14 protein-coding genes are annotated in these 12,902 nt (G+C 62.6%); 11 read left to right on the forward strand and 3 right to left on the reverse strand.

Going from position 1 to position 12,902, the window contains the following annotated elements; all coding sequences use genetic code 11:
• Positions 1-16: 16 nt before the first annotated feature.
• The 8 genes from AYK65_RS05030 (at position 17) to mucR (ending at position 6,805) form a co-directional block, all read left to right on the forward strand.
• Positions 17-2,392, forward strand: a complete 2,376-nt coding sequence (locus AYK65_RS05030) for a putative monovalent cation/H+ antiporter subunit A (RefSeq protein WP_026612773.1) — start codon at positions 17-19, stop codon at positions 2,390-2,392.
• Positions 2,389-2,808 (forward strand): Na(+)/H(+) antiporter subunit B, encoded by a 420-nt coding sequence (locus AYK65_RS05035; RefSeq protein WP_026612772.1) that lies wholly within the window; start codon positions 2,389-2,391, stop codon positions 2,806-2,808. The genes AYK65_RS05030 and AYK65_RS05035 overlap by 4 nt, the downstream gene beginning before the upstream one ends.
• Complete coding sequence (locus tag AYK65_RS05040) at positions 2,808-3,185, forward strand: Na+/H+ antiporter subunit C (RefSeq protein WP_026612771.1); 378 nt, start codon at positions 2,808-2,810, stop codon at positions 3,183-3,185. Before AYK65_RS05035 ends, AYK65_RS05040 begins: the two co-directional genes overlap by 1 nt.
• A 7-nt stretch (positions 3,186-3,192) precedes the next feature.
• Positions 3,193-4,752 (forward strand): Na+/H+ antiporter subunit D, encoded by a 1,560-nt coding sequence (locus AYK65_RS05045; RefSeq protein ID WP_046118407.1) that lies wholly within the window; start codon positions 3,193-3,195, stop codon positions 4,750-4,752.
• The gene (locus tag AYK65_RS05050; protein WP_026612769.1) at positions 4,749-5,225 is read left to right on the forward strand and encodes a Na+/H+ antiporter subunit E; all 477 of its coding nucleotides are present in this window, start codon (positions 4,749-4,751) and stop codon (positions 5,223-5,225) included. The genes AYK65_RS05045 and AYK65_RS05050 overlap by 4 nt, the downstream gene beginning before the upstream one ends.
• Complete coding sequence (locus AYK65_RS05055; protein ID WP_046118406.1) at positions 5,222-5,611, forward strand: cation:proton antiporter; 390 nt, start codon at positions 5,222-5,224, stop codon at positions 5,609-5,611. The genes AYK65_RS05050 and AYK65_RS05055 overlap by 4 nt, the downstream gene beginning before the upstream one ends.
• Positions 5,608-5,967 carry a monovalent cation/H(+) antiporter subunit G gene (gene mnhG, locus AYK65_RS05060; RefSeq protein WP_026612767.1) on the forward strand — a complete coding sequence of 120 codons (360 nt, stop codon included), beginning with the start codon at positions 5,608-5,610 and terminating at the stop codon, positions 5,965-5,967. Before AYK65_RS05055 ends, mnhG begins: the two co-directional genes overlap by 4 nt.
• Before the next feature lie 406 nt (positions 5,968-6,373).
• The gene (mucR, locus tag AYK65_RS05065; protein WP_026612766.1) at positions 6,374-6,805 is read left to right on the forward strand and encodes an exopolysaccharide biosynthesis transcriptional regulator MucR; all 432 of its coding nucleotides are present in this window, start codon (positions 6,374-6,376) and stop codon (positions 6,803-6,805) included.
• 182 nt (positions 6,806-6,987) lie between these two features.
• On the opposite strand, the gene AYK65_RS05070 is transcribed toward mucR, so the two are convergent.
• Both AYK65_RS05070 and AYK65_RS05075 read right to left on the reverse strand, forming a co-directional pair.
• Positions 6,988-7,410 carry a SufE family protein gene (locus AYK65_RS05070; protein WP_081157989.1) on the reverse strand — a complete coding sequence of 141 codons (423 nt, stop codon included), beginning with the start codon at positions 7,408-7,410 and terminating at the stop codon, positions 6,988-6,990.
• Positions 7,411-7,677: 267 nt separating this feature from the next.
• A complete protein-coding gene (locus AYK65_RS05075) occupies positions 7,678-8,115 on the reverse strand; it encodes a DUF5330 domain-containing protein (protein WP_046118405.1) in 438 nt (145 codons plus the stop codon).
• Between the two features lie 569 nt (positions 8,116-8,684).
• Here AYK65_RS05075 and AYK65_RS05080 point away from each other — a divergent pair.
• The 3 genes from AYK65_RS05080 (at position 8,685) to AYK65_RS05090 (ending at position 11,635) form a co-directional block, all read left to right on the forward strand.
• Positions 8,685-10,262 (forward strand): sensor histidine kinase, encoded by a 1,578-nt coding sequence (locus tag AYK65_RS05080; protein WP_081157990.1) that lies wholly within the window; start codon positions 8,685-8,687, stop codon positions 10,260-10,262.
• On the forward strand, positions 10,234-11,202 hold the full coding sequence (locus AYK65_RS05085) for a peptidoglycan-binding domain-containing protein (RefSeq protein ID WP_046118404.1): 969 nt from the start codon (positions 10,234-10,236) through the stop codon (positions 11,200-11,202). Before AYK65_RS05080 ends, AYK65_RS05085 begins: the two co-directional genes overlap by 29 nt.
• A gap of 73 nt (positions 11,203-11,275) precedes the next feature.
• Positions 11,276-11,635, forward strand: a complete 360-nt coding sequence (locus AYK65_RS05090) for a DUF1491 family protein (RefSeq protein ID WP_046118403.1) — start codon at positions 11,276-11,278, stop codon at positions 11,633-11,635.
• A gap of 36 nt (positions 11,636-11,671) precedes the next feature.
• On the opposite strand, the gene AYK65_RS05095 is transcribed toward AYK65_RS05090, so the two are convergent.
• Positions 11,672-12,727: a DUF2336 domain-containing protein gene (locus tag AYK65_RS05095; protein ID WP_046118402.1), complete on the reverse strand. Its 1,056-nt coding sequence runs from the start codon at positions 12,725-12,727 to the stop codon at positions 11,672-11,674.
• Between the last annotated feature and the right edge of the window lie 175 nt (positions 12,728-12,902).

Genomic DNA, 12,902 nt, shown 5'->3' on the forward strand with positions numbered 1-12,902 from the left:
GGAGCGCGCCGAGAAGATGGATACCGCGGCCCTGACATTCCTGGCCCTTGGTCTTCCCTTCGCCGCGGCCGCCTTCGCGCCGGTTTTGACGCGCCTTCTCGGCCAGTATGCCGCTTGGCTGCTGGCGCTCGCGCCGCTCGCGATCTTCGCCCGTTTTGCAGCCTTCGTTCCGGAGATCGCGAACGGTGAGATCGTCACGGGCGGCTACGCTTGGGTACCGTCGTTCAACGTCAGTTTCTCCTGGTTGATAGACGGCTTGTCGCTGACCTTTGTCCTTCTGATCTCCGGCATCGGAGCCCTCATCGTGCTCTATTCCGGCGGCTACCTGAAAGGGCATCCCCAGCAAGGGCGCTTCTTCTCGTTCATCCTGATGTTCATGGGCTCGATGCAGGGGCTCGTCGTATCGGACAGCTTCCTGATGCTCTTCGTCTTCTGGGAGCTGACGTCGATAACCTCCTTCCTGCTGATCGGCTTCGATCACGGCCGCGAGGCCGCCCGGCGCGCAGCGCTGCAGGCCCTCGTCGTGACGGGGGGAGGCGGCCTCCTCCTGCTCGCAGGCCTTCTCATCCTCTGGAACGTCAGCGGCGTCACCCAGTTCTCGCTGCTGCTCTCCTTTGGCAGCGAACTGAAGGAGAGCCCGTTCTATCTCGCAGCCCTTCTCCTCGTGCTCGGCGGCGCCTTCACCAAGTCCGCGCAGTTTCCCTTTCACTTCTGGCTGCCGAACGCCATGGAAGCGCCTACACCGGTTTCGGCCTATCTGCATTCGGCGACGATGGTGAAGGCAGGGGTCTATCTCCTGATGCGGCTCAATCCGGTCCTCGGCGGCACGCCGGAATGGCAGGTTCTCCTGCCGCTTTTCGGCGTGACGACTCTGGTTGCCGGCGCGGTTCTGGCCGTGCGCCAGACCGAGCTGAAGCTGATGCTGGCCTACACGACGATGTCGTCGCTCGGTCTCCTGGTCATGCTCACCGGACTCGGCGTCCCGTACGCGATCGAGGCTGCAGCGCTCTATCTCGTGGCGCACGCGCTCTTCAAGGGAGCGCTGTTCATGGTGGCCGGCATCATCGACCATGAGACCGGCCTGCGCGACATCACGCGGCTTGGCGGCCTGCGCTCGGCCATGCCGTTGACCTTTGCCGTTGCGCTGGCGGCGGCACTGTCGATGGGCGGCCTGCCGCCCTCTTTCGGGTTCCTAGCGAAAGAGGAAATCTACGCCGCACTTGCCGGCTCCGACCGTCGCTCCATGGTCTTCGTGGCCCTGACTGTTCTCGGCAACGCGCTGATGTTCGCCGTCGCCTTCGCGATCGCGCTGAAGCCGTTCCTCGGGCCGAAAGCGGCGACGCTGAAGCCCGTGCATGAGGCGCCGCTTCTTCTCTGGCTCGGCCCCGCCATACTTGCGCTGAAGGGCATCTCCATCGCATTGATGTCCGGGCTCGCGCACCGGCTCGTCACGTCGCCGATGGCCTCGGCCATCGCTGGCGAACCGCGGACCGTGGCGATTTCTCTCGCGCCGCACTTCGGCGTGCCGCTTCTGCTTTCCGGCCTGACGGTGCTTGCCGGTATCGCCTTCTACATCAATCTCGCTCGCCTGCGCGCCGCCGTGGCGGCAATTCTTGCCGATATCGGCTGGGGACCGAATCGCGGTTTCGACCAGTTCATGCGCGGCCTCGTGGGCCTCGCCGTCGCGGTGACCCGTCGGCTGCAGAGTGGCCGCTTCGAGGTTTATATGACGGCCACCTTCGTTCTGGTCGCCGTCGCGATGCTGGCGGTGCCGCTCCGTTACGGCGAATTTCCACGGGCTCCGTTCTTTTCCTCGGATGTTCCGCTGCACGAGCTGGCGATCATGGCGATCGCCGTCGCCGGCCTTCTTGCCGTGGTGCTGGCGACCGATCGGCTGACCGCGATCGTCTCGCTCGGCATCCAGGGCTTCGCGGTCGCCGTGATCTTCCTGCTCTACGGCGCGCCGGATCTTGCCTTCACCCAATTCATGATCGAGACGCTCTCTGTCGTCGTGCTGGCATTGGTGATGACCCGGCTGCGGCTGTCGCCCTCCGACCACCGGCCACTTGCCCAGAAGCTCCCCGACTTCGCGATCGCGCTCGCCTGCGGGCTTGGTTTCGGGCTGTTTCTCCTCAAGGTCACGGGCGTGCCGTTCGATACGACGCTGACGGATTTCTTCAATCTCTATTCGAAGTCGATTGCGCATGGCGCCAATGTCGTCAACGTCATCATCGTCGATTTCCGCGGCACGGACACGCTCGGCGAAATCGCCGTCGTGATGATTGCCGGCCTCGCCATTCTCGCGCTCGTGCGGCTGAGGGCAGGGTCGCTGAAGCGCGGGGTGCCCATGGAAGTCGCCGCCGATGAGGCGCATGTGGAGGAGCGGGTATGAAGTCGATTATCTTGCGGACCGTGGCGCCGTTCCTCACGGGCTTGATGATACTCTTCTCGATCTTTGTCCTGTTGCGCGGCCACAATGCGCCCGGAGGCGGCTTTATCGGCGGCCTGATCGCCGTTTCGGCGCTGGCGATCTACGGCATTGCCCATGGCGTCGAGACGGTCCGCCGGGCGATCTTCTTCCACCCGATGGCAATTGCCGGGGCGGGGCTCTTCGCAGCGACCGTCGCGGGCCTCATCTCGATCGTCGTGCGGGTGCCGTTCATGACCGGGCTCTGGATCTATCCATCCGTTCTCGGCGTCGAGATCCCTCTTTCCACCGTCATGCTGTTCGATACCGGGGTCTATCTGGTCGTCATCGGCGCGATCAGCTCGGTAGCGCTCTCGCTCGAAGAACGGGGAGGGGCGTGATGGAGGCCTGGTTTTCCCTGCTCGTCAGCATCTTCTTCACCGTTGCCGTCTATCTGCTGCTGTCGAAATTCATCATCCGCGTGCTCCTGGGCGTCGCGATTCTGGGCAACGCCGTGAACCTGCTGATCTTCACCGGCGGACGCCTCACACGCGCCGTTCCGCCGGTCATCGCCGAAGACGCAGATGTTCTAACCGGTCCCGCCGCCAATGCGCTGCCGCAGGCGCTGATCCTGACGGCGATCGTCATTTCCTTTTCCTTCTTCGCCTTTCTGCTCGTTCTCGCCTGGCGCGCCTATGACGAACTGGCGACCGACAACACCGATGAGATGCGCGTCGCCGAACCGGTGAACGAGCCGGCGCCGCCGCTTGGATACTGACCGCGTCATGGCTGCTTCGATCTCTCCTCCCGCCGACCTTTCTGCCGCGCTGGTCCTCGCGCCATCGACGGCGAGCGAATGGCTGGTGATCCTGCCGGTCGGCTGGTGTCTGGCTGTCGGCGCGCTGCTGGTGATGTTGCGTCGCTCGCTCGGTCTTCAGCCGGTCATCGCTATTGCGGGATTGGCCGGGCTGGTGCTGATCGACGGGCTGCTCCTCGAACGCGTCGCCGCGAACGGGCCGATGACCATGGTGATGGGTCGCTGGCTGCCGCCTTTCGGCATTGCTTTCACCGTGGACCTGACCGGGGCGCTGTTCGCCCTGGTGGCGGCATCCGTCGCGCTCGCCGCCGGTGTCTTCTCTCTTGCCGACATCAACGATAGCGGCCGGCGTTATGGTTTCTATCCGCTGCTGATGGTGTTGATGGCGGGTGTTTCCGGGGCCTTTCTGACCGGGGATATCTTCAACCTCTATGTTTGGTTCGAGGTTCTGCTTATCTCGTCCTTCGGCCTTCTGGTGCTGGGCTCGGAGCGCGAACAGCTCGATGGTACGGTGAAATACGGATTCCTGAATCTCGTCGCCACGACGCTTTTCCTGGTGGCGACCGGCTACCTCTATGCCGTCTTCGGCACGCTCAACATGGCCGACATCGCCCGCAAGGCCGAAAGTCTGCGCGACAGCGCTCCCCTGATGACGCTGGTCGGGCTTTATGTCCTTGCTTTCGGAATGAAGGCAGCCGCTTTTCCAGTGAATTTCTGGTTGCCTGCCTCCTATCACACGCCGCGCGTCGTCGTGTCGGCGCTCTTCGCCGGCCTGCTCACCAAGGTCGGCATCTATGCGCTGATCCGGGTGACGGTCATGCTTTTTCCGGTTGAAAGGGAGGAAATGAGCTTCGTCATAGCGCTTGCCGGCGCGCTGACGATGATCGTCGGCGTTCTCGGTGCGCTGGCCCAGACGGATTTTCGCCGTATCCTCGGCTATCTCATTGTTTCGGGCATCGGCTCCATTCTCGCGGGCGTTGCCGTCGGCGGTCCGGGCGGCGTCGGTGGTGCGATCTTCTACGCGCTGCATTCGATGCTGGTGATGACGGGCCTCTATTTCGCCTCGGGAATTGCCATGCGTCTCGGTGCAAGTGCCTCGATCGTAACGCTCGCCGGTCTTTATCGAAGGCATGTCGGCTTTGCCGCGCTCACTTTGATGCTGTGCTTCGCCGTCTCCGGCCTGCCGCCCTTTTCCGGCTTCTGGCCGAAGGTCATGCTGGTGAAGGCGGCTCTCGACATCGGCGCTTGGTGGCTGGCCGCCGCGCTCCTTCTGACCGGCTTTCTCACGACGATCGTCACCGGACGCCTGTTCCTCTTCGCCTATTGGCGGGAGGCGGCCGATCAATCGGGAGAGGCGGTGCCGGTCTCCGCGGCAAGCCTGGCGCCGCTTGCCGTGCTCACCTTGCTGGCGCTCCTGATTGGCCTATACCCCGACCCGTTGCTCAGGGCGATCCAGAGCGCGGCGGCGGGGCTTGCCGAGCCTTCGGCTTATCTGAACTCGGTCTTTCCCGCGGGAGGCTCGCAATGAAGTTCCTGCTGACCAATCTCGTCTTCACCCTCGTCTGGGGTGCGATCAGTGCCAGTTTCACGCCCGCGAATCTCATTCTCGGCTTTGCCGCTGGCGCCCTGTCGCTCTGGCTCATCCGGCGCGAGCTGCACCCGGTCACCTATCCGCTGAGGCCGTTGCGGATCCTGCTGCTCGCGTTGCTGTTCTTCAGGGAGCTCGCTGTTTCGGCCACGAAGGTTGCCATTCTTGTCATGCGCTCGAACATGGCGCTGAAACCCGGCATCTTCGCCTATCCGCTGACGGTCAAGGGCGATTTCGAGATCACCTTGCTCGCCAATCTCATAACCCTTACGCCCGGCACGCTTTCGGTCGACGTGTCGGACGATCGCAAGGTGCTTTATGTCCATGCGCTCGACTGTGCCGATCCGGGCGCATTGAGGCAAGACATTGCCCGCGGCTTCGAACGGCGCATCCGGGAGGCCTTCGAACGATGATGCCCGCTACGCTTCTAAGCGCCGCCACAGGCCTGGCGCTGGTGCTCCTCGCTCTCGCATTGCTGATGACGGTATTGCGCATCATTCGCGGGCCGACGCTGCCCGATCGGGTACTCGGGCTCGATATGCTGGTGGCGATAGCGATCGGCCTCATTGCTGTGATCGCGATCAGGACCGGGTTCAACCTCTACATCGATATCGCTATCGCCCTCGGTCTCGTCGGCTTTCTCGCGACGGTCGCCTTCGCCCGCTTCATCCTCGTGCGCGGCCTCGCGCCGGAGCACGTGCCTGAGGGAGCCTCCGCGGCGCCGCCGGCAAAGCCATCGTCGAAGCAGGTTCGTTCGGGGCAGGCGGGCCGCCGCAAACGCAAGGGGGCACGCCGATGACGGGCCAAGTCAATGGCGGTGTTGCTGCCATCGTTGCGTTGATCGTCGTCATCGGCGCTTGCTTCTCGCTCCTCGCAGCCCTCGGCCTCATCCGATTTCCGGACCTGTACACGCGCATGCATGCCGCCTCGAAAGCGGGAACCGTCGGCTCGGGCTTGTTGCTCTTTGCCGCCGGGCTGCATTCGCTCGATGTGGCGATCTTTGTCCGCGCGCTCGCCGGATTTGTTTTCTTCATGCTGACGGCGCCGATTTCCGCCCATCTTCTGGCGAAAGCCGCCCATCAGGCGGGCTACAGGATGACGAAACTGTCGGTGATAGATCAGCTTCCGCAAAAGGAAGAGGCGCGGCGCCATTGATCGGCAGCATTTCTGATTCTGTATTTCAGGAGAATTTTCGCGCTCACTGCAATTTTAGCACTTTGGAATAAAGTTGCTGCCTTCGGGCAAAAATTATGTTTGGACTTTTCGTCGATCAGTGTTAATGCAGTAAACGCAAAGTGTCGTTGTGGAATATACTTTGAACTGAAATTCCAGCTTGAGTTGTGATGCTGTCCGTTGCTTTGAGGTGCCAGCCGCAGCGGTGCCTTGGTGACGGATTTCCCTGTTGCAATTCGAGCCTTGATGTTGCGGCGAAACCACGGTCTCCCGTCGCGCGATTAGCGGTCAGTTCCGAGGTGGCAACCGCCGTTCGGCGGCATTTTGCGCATCCTCCCCTGAAACCGGGTTTCAGGGCTAATTGCTGGATTCCGATAGGAGAAAAAGAATGACAGAAACTTCGCTCGGTGCGAGCAATGAACTCCTGGTTGAGCTTACGGCGGAGATCGTCGCCGCCTATGTAAGCAACCATGTGGTTCCCGTTGCCGAGCTTCCGACGCTCATAGCCGACGTTCACTCGGCGCTCAACAACACGACGGCTCCCGCGCCCGTGGTGGTTCCGGTGGAGAAGCCGAAGCCCGCGGTCTCGGTGCGCAAGTCGGTGCAGGACGACCAGATCACCTGCCTCGAATGCGGCGGCACGTTCAAGTCGCTGAAGAGGCATCTGATGACCCACCACAACCTGTCGCCGGAAGAGTATCGCGAGAAGTGGGATCTGCCCGCCGACTATCCCATGGTAGCACCGGCCTATGCGGAAGCCCGTTCGCGTCTTGCCAAGGAAATGGGCCTCGGCCAGCGTCGCAAGCGCCGCGGCAAATGATCCCCGCAGGCTCGACCGCGTCGCGCGGCGAGCCACCGCCGGCAGGAACTATGCCCCACTCGGATGAACAAGTCTGTGTGGCGGCGAAGCTTGCGCCAGTGAAGGCCGGCTGAATCAGTCCGGCCTTTTTTCGTCTGCGCTGGAAGGACGACCGCACCATCCCGGCCCGGTTTATACGGAAATCAGGCCGGGAGGCGGACCTCGGCCTCGTTCTTGACTCGTCGGATCATTGATCTCAGACCGTTGGCGCGCTGCGACGACAGATGCTCGATCAGGCCGATCTTGCCGAAGGTGTCGAGGGCGTCGATTCTGGCGATCTCGGATGCGCGTTTGCCTGAGAAGATGGCAAGGGCGATGGCCACCAGGCCACGAACGATGTGAGCGTCCGATTCGCCCTCAAAGGTCAGAACCGGGTCCTCAGGATCGCCGGCGGTATGAGTCACGAGCCACACCTGGCTCGCGCAGCCTTGAACCTTGTTCTCGCTCGTTCGCAAGGCTTCAGGCATTTCCGGCAGGCTCTTGCCCAGCTCGATGACGTAGCGGTAGCGGTCCTCCCACTCGTCGAGGAAGGCGAAGTCATCGATGATCTGGTTAAGTGAAATCATAGCTGGTCCGACTGTCGGCGCCGCGAACGATCGTCGTTCGCACGAAATACCCTCTTGCGATCCCGCGCCAGGCCGGTCGCGAAATGGGATGCTCATCCCTCATATAGGGGATGCGGGCCGCAAAGAGAACAGTCAATCGTGTTTTCGAGGCGAACCGCCCGGATTCCTGCCCGCTGTGCAAAGAAAAAGAAAGCGCCGCAGAGGAACCGTGCCCTCGCGGCGGCCGCAAGAGCGGCTATAGTCGGGCAGTTGGGACTGGAAGCAAATCTATTTCGCCACCGTGGCCGTGGGATCGAGGCGCCTTTCCGGGACGGGCGTGCGCTTGAAGGTCGGCAAGACGCCGCCAGCCGTTTCTTCGGCGGGAACGCTCGCCTCCGGCGTAACCGTACCGGTCATGATCTTGGCGTCCGGCACGCCCGTATCGGTTTCGGCGAACTGCGTGTCGAGGAATTCGTAGGCGATGCGGGCACCCTCACGGGCACGATGGCCAAGGGCGACGAAGGTCTCCGCGCCTTTTTCACAGACGTCCGGCTTTTGGATGCAGATCGCGCTTATATATTGGAACGCCTCGTTGGCGGCGGAAAAGGTGTCGCCGATCTCCACCTTCGGACCATGCTCGAGCTTGGCGTTGCTCGAAGGATCGAGAAACGGCAGCAGCACGAGCACCAGCGAAAACCAGAATGTCGCCTTTACGAGAAACCACATCTTCTGCCTATCCTCTGTTTCGCCGCGGCTGTTTCCGCTCTTTCATGCGCCGCACCGGCAGAGCGTCGATATTTCGGTTGATACCGCCCGCTCATGTCTTGCCGGCGACTGTAGAGCGGGAATCACAAGGCCGTTTTTCCAAAAACAACGGGATTTGCTTCAAATTTTAATGGAAAGCATGATCTCGGCTTTTTCACATGGTCGGTTTTCTTCGCATTTTAGCGACCGCCGTTAAGGTTCGTGGCATGATTGTCGAGATCAGGCCCTGAGCTCTCGGTACCGATATCGCCGCCGCCTGCCCAAATCATTAACGGAAAGCGAAAAATCCACGAAAATCCGCCGCTTACGCGGCGTTAACCACAACAGACAAAGCTCGTCCAAACTGCCTCAAAACGGGATTTTTCGAGTGTCGGACCTGCCTTCCGGGGCCGCCCGCTTATTCTTTCATTAAGTCGGTAATGCGAGATTCGGATCATCACGAGGCGATCCGCCCGCGCCGTTGCGCGGGGCCCAGAACTGCCTCGCAAAAACAACAAGGCGGCAGGGCAAGTGTGAGTGTATTGCGTAACATGGCTGGCAAATGGGCATCCCGCGTGGATGAAACGGCCGCACCTTGGATGCCGCGCAGCGCCGCCTATGCTGCAGTCCCGCGCCGAGATTTCAGGCGCCTGCGTGCTGTCGCGGCCATTTCGTTGACCGCCTTGCCGATCGTGCCCTTGGCTCTGACGGTGGCATTGCCGGTGTCCGCGGCGTTGCCTGCGGGAACCGCACTGTGGGCCTCCGCTTCCCTGCTGGCAGCAGCCGCGGCGATTGCCGCCGGCCGGACATCGTCCTCGGTCGAGCAGGATTCGACGCTGTGCGCGGAATTGTCGGACCTCTCCGCCGCTTATGATCTTTTTGCCGGCCTCGTGACTGTCCACGACGCCCGCGGGCACGTCCTGTCCGTCCATGGTCGCGATGCCGGGGAGCATCTGAAACTGATACGCGATCCCCATGGACGCGGATTCATAAAACAGATTCACGTGTCGGATCGCATCGCCTTCCTGAGCGCGCTCGATTCGCTGCGCCAGGAAAGCGATCGGGCTGCCGTCGATTTCCGGCTCGAACGGATCTCGGTACCCGCCGAAGGGCCTCAATTCGCTTATATGCGCTGCGAGATGACACCGCTGCGGGACGCCGAAGGGCGGCTGCTTGCGATCGTCGCCCAGTCCCGCGACATCTCCGAAGAAGCGCGCCTGAGAGCGGAGGCGGCGGCGAAGGCTCAGCATGCCGAGTCGGCAAACGACGCCAAGACCCGCTTCCTTGCCGCCGTCAGCCACGAGCTGCGCACGCCGCTAAATGCCATTCTTGGCTTTTCCGATGTTCTCGCGGCGGAATATTTCGGCAAGCTGGAGAACGATCGCCAGCGCGAATACGTGTCGTTGATCCACCGGTCCGGTACGCATCTTCTTTCCGTCGTCAACACGATGCTCGACGTGAGCAAGATCGAAGCCGGCCGCTACGAACTTCTCCGCGAACCCTTCCGTGTGGCCGAGGCGATCGCCGCCTGCGAGGCCATGCTGTCGCACCAGGCGCGCGAAAAAGGCGTGAGACTGGCAAGCCGCATCATGCGCTCGGTAGGCGAAATAAATGCCGACCAGCGCGCCTTCCAGCAGATACTGATCAACCTTGTCGGCAATGCCATCAAGTTCACGGATCCTGGCGGGCTTGTCACCGTTGATGCCGAACTCGACGGAGCCATGCTGAAGGTCACCGTCAGCGATACGGGAATTGGCATCGCCGAGGACAAGCTGCAGATGCTCGGCCAACCTTTCGTCCAGATTCAGAATGACTATACGCGCCGCTATGAGGGCACCGGGCTCGGCCTGTCGCTGGTCAAGGGACTGGCGGAACTGCACGGCGGAAATGTCTCGATCCGGAGCTCCGAAGGGGAGGGAACCGTGGTCGTGGTCTCGATCCCGCGCGAGGGTTTCGACATCGCCGATGCAAGGCACGCGGGCCCTGTCACGGTGGAGTTTCCGCCGCGGCTGAAGGGACGCGACGAAAGAAAGAGCGACCAGGGGAAGCCGGTGCCGGCCACGGCACTCCAAGGTGAAGGAACAGGCAAGGAAAGGGCACATGGCTCCGCGCAAGCGAAAACAGCCTGAGCGGAAGAGGGCGACGCGCCACGGCAGCGGCGTTGCTCTGCGCGGCCTGGCTCTCGCCGGTCGCGGCCTGGTGCTCGTCGGCCGCTTGATCTCTCGCCATCCGATCAGCGCAGGCGGCTCGGCGGTCTTCGCCGTTGTTTTCAGTTTCGTCGCCGCAAACGCCATGTGGTACCAGAACGGCACCCATCCCTCGCCGCTTCTGCGAACACGCGTCCCCCTCGTGAGCCCCGAAGTCGCCGCGCGGTTGGCCGCCGCTAACGGCGAGGCGGTCAAACCGCGCAACGTGACGACCTTCGTCATAGAGCGTGAAGGCGAGGCGAAGACGGAGACCGTCGACGACGCGATCGCTACTGCCGAGAAGCCGGCATCCGAACCGCAGGCGCCGTCATCGACGGAAGCTGTATCCAATACGCCTGCCGCGACGAGTTCGGCATTGGTCGCGAATATCCAACGAGAACTGGTGAGGCTCGGCCTCTATGACGGCGCCCCCGACGGCCGTAGCGGTCCGAGAACCGCGGCCGCAATCCTTCGCTTCGAGAAACAGGCCGGGCTCATGGAGACGGGGGCGCCGAGCACCGTTTTGCTGCAAGCGCTGCGTGCTGCGAGCGGCTCACCGCCGGTCGCCACGCCCGACAGTCGCCCCTATTCCGACCCGAAGACCGCGCCGGCCGCTGCTGACCCCGTCGCGGCGGCGATCCGCAGTGCCGAGAAGGACAACACGCTCGCTCCGCCCGCGGAAGTTCCGGTTTCGAGCGAGATGGTCATGAACATTCAGAAAGGACTGAGCAATCTCGCCTATGCGGATGTCGTCGTGGACGGCGTCGCCGGCGATCAGACGCGTGCCGCCATCCGCCATTTCGAGAAGCACTACCGGCTTCCACAGACCGGTGAGCCCAATGCCAAGGTTCTCAAGAAGCTCAAGGAAATCGGAGCACTCTGAACCATCGGGAAGTAAGCATCGTTTTCTCGCCCTCTCGTTTGCATCTCGCCGGTCCGGCGTGTATCAGCCTCGAATGCGGCTCAAATCCCACATCTTCGTCTCCTCGCTCTTGCGCCATGCTTTTGCACGGGGCGGCTACGCGGCCGTGTTGCGGAAGGGGGCGGAAGAGGCTGGCGCCATCTTCATCCGCCAGCGCACGCGGGTTGGAACCGAGACGCTTTATGCGCCGGCGCCGCAGAACTTCTTCGAGGAGGAAGGCGACACGACGCGCAAGTTCGAGGTGCGGCTGCGGGACGTGGAGGCGGGGATCATCGACCGCGCACTTTCGTCGGAAATCCGCTTCGATCCGGACTGCTGGATCATCGAGATCGAACTCGACGATTGCACCGGGCTGCTCAATCTCGTGGACGATACCGCCAATCCTCTCCGCTGACCCGCGGCGCGGAGCCGTGCCTATCAGCATCCGCTGCTAACGCCGGCCAACACCCCGCTGCGGCTGGGCTATATTGCCGTGACCTGCCGCGGGGCGGGTCTCCTGCCGGCGTGGGTCGGAGGTCCGATTTTCCGCGAACTGGCCCTCGTGACGGGGCGGTCTCGCTCCCTTGCCATCGGCGCGAAGCCAAGCCTCCACGCGTTCGATACTCGCGCCTTGATCGATGTCTCTGATCAGGTTCTCGACGCGGCTCCCGCCGCCGAGCCTCTCGGAAAGATGCGGGTAGAGGGCGACGAGTAGGCTGGCCATCTCGTCGGCGGGGAAGGCGAGGGCGGAAAGCGTCGCGGCGAGCTGCTGGCCGGAGACGTCGAGCAGGATGCGCTCGGCGAGCCCGCGGCTTGCCCCGAGGGCGTCGGCCAAGGCAGCGGCGAACAGAGCCGTTTCCCCGCTGCGCGCAAATCGCATGAGCAGCGCGCAATGAAGCTCGTCGACGGGCTGGACCTGCGCAGCGTCGTTGCGTTCCCTCTTTCCGGCGCGTGCCAACGCCTTGATTTCTTCGCGCAGCTTTTCTTCGCGGTCCGCCGCAGTTGCCGGAGCCGGCATCGGCGGTGGCGCGGATCGATCGATTTCATCGTTGGAGCGATTGGCGGAAGGCGCGGACTGGTGATGTTCGACCAAGGCGTCTACGATCGAGGGAGAGAGATCCTCCCTGCGCGCGATCGCGCCGGCATGCGCCGGCCCTTGCTGGCGTATGATAGAAACGAGCACGCGATCGGAGATTGCCTTCGAGCGGGTGAGGAAGATCGCCGCGATAGAGATCGGCATGCTGCCTATTAGAAGGGCTACAGCTTCCGGCACTTGGGGGCATTGCGAAAGAGCCGCCGCCGCCTGGCGACGGGCTTCGTTGCTGGAGCCGAGGAAGAGCGGCTCGAACAGTTCGGCGAACTGCTTCATGTCGGACTTGCTCGGGATGCGAAGGCTCTCGAAGCCGGTGACGGTCGCCATCAGCACGACGTCCTTCAACCGGCCCGTCTGCGGCCGTTCCAACTCACGAAACCGGTTCGTCACGACATGTCCTAGTACGAAAAGCATGACGCCATTGCCGATGGCTCGGAACGGCACACGTCCTTAAAAGTAGATTGAAAACGTTAGCGTAGCATTAACTATGGACGTTGGGGCTTTATTCAGGCTTGCGTCATTCTCATGACGGGCAAGAAGGGCTCGGCGCGAGGACGCCCGCTCAGCCATAAAAAGTCCACAAGCGCTT

This window comes from Ensifer aridi (genome assembly GCF_002078505.1).
GTDB lineage: Bacteria > Pseudomonadota > Alphaproteobacteria > Rhizobiales > Rhizobiaceae > Sinorhizobium > Sinorhizobium aridi.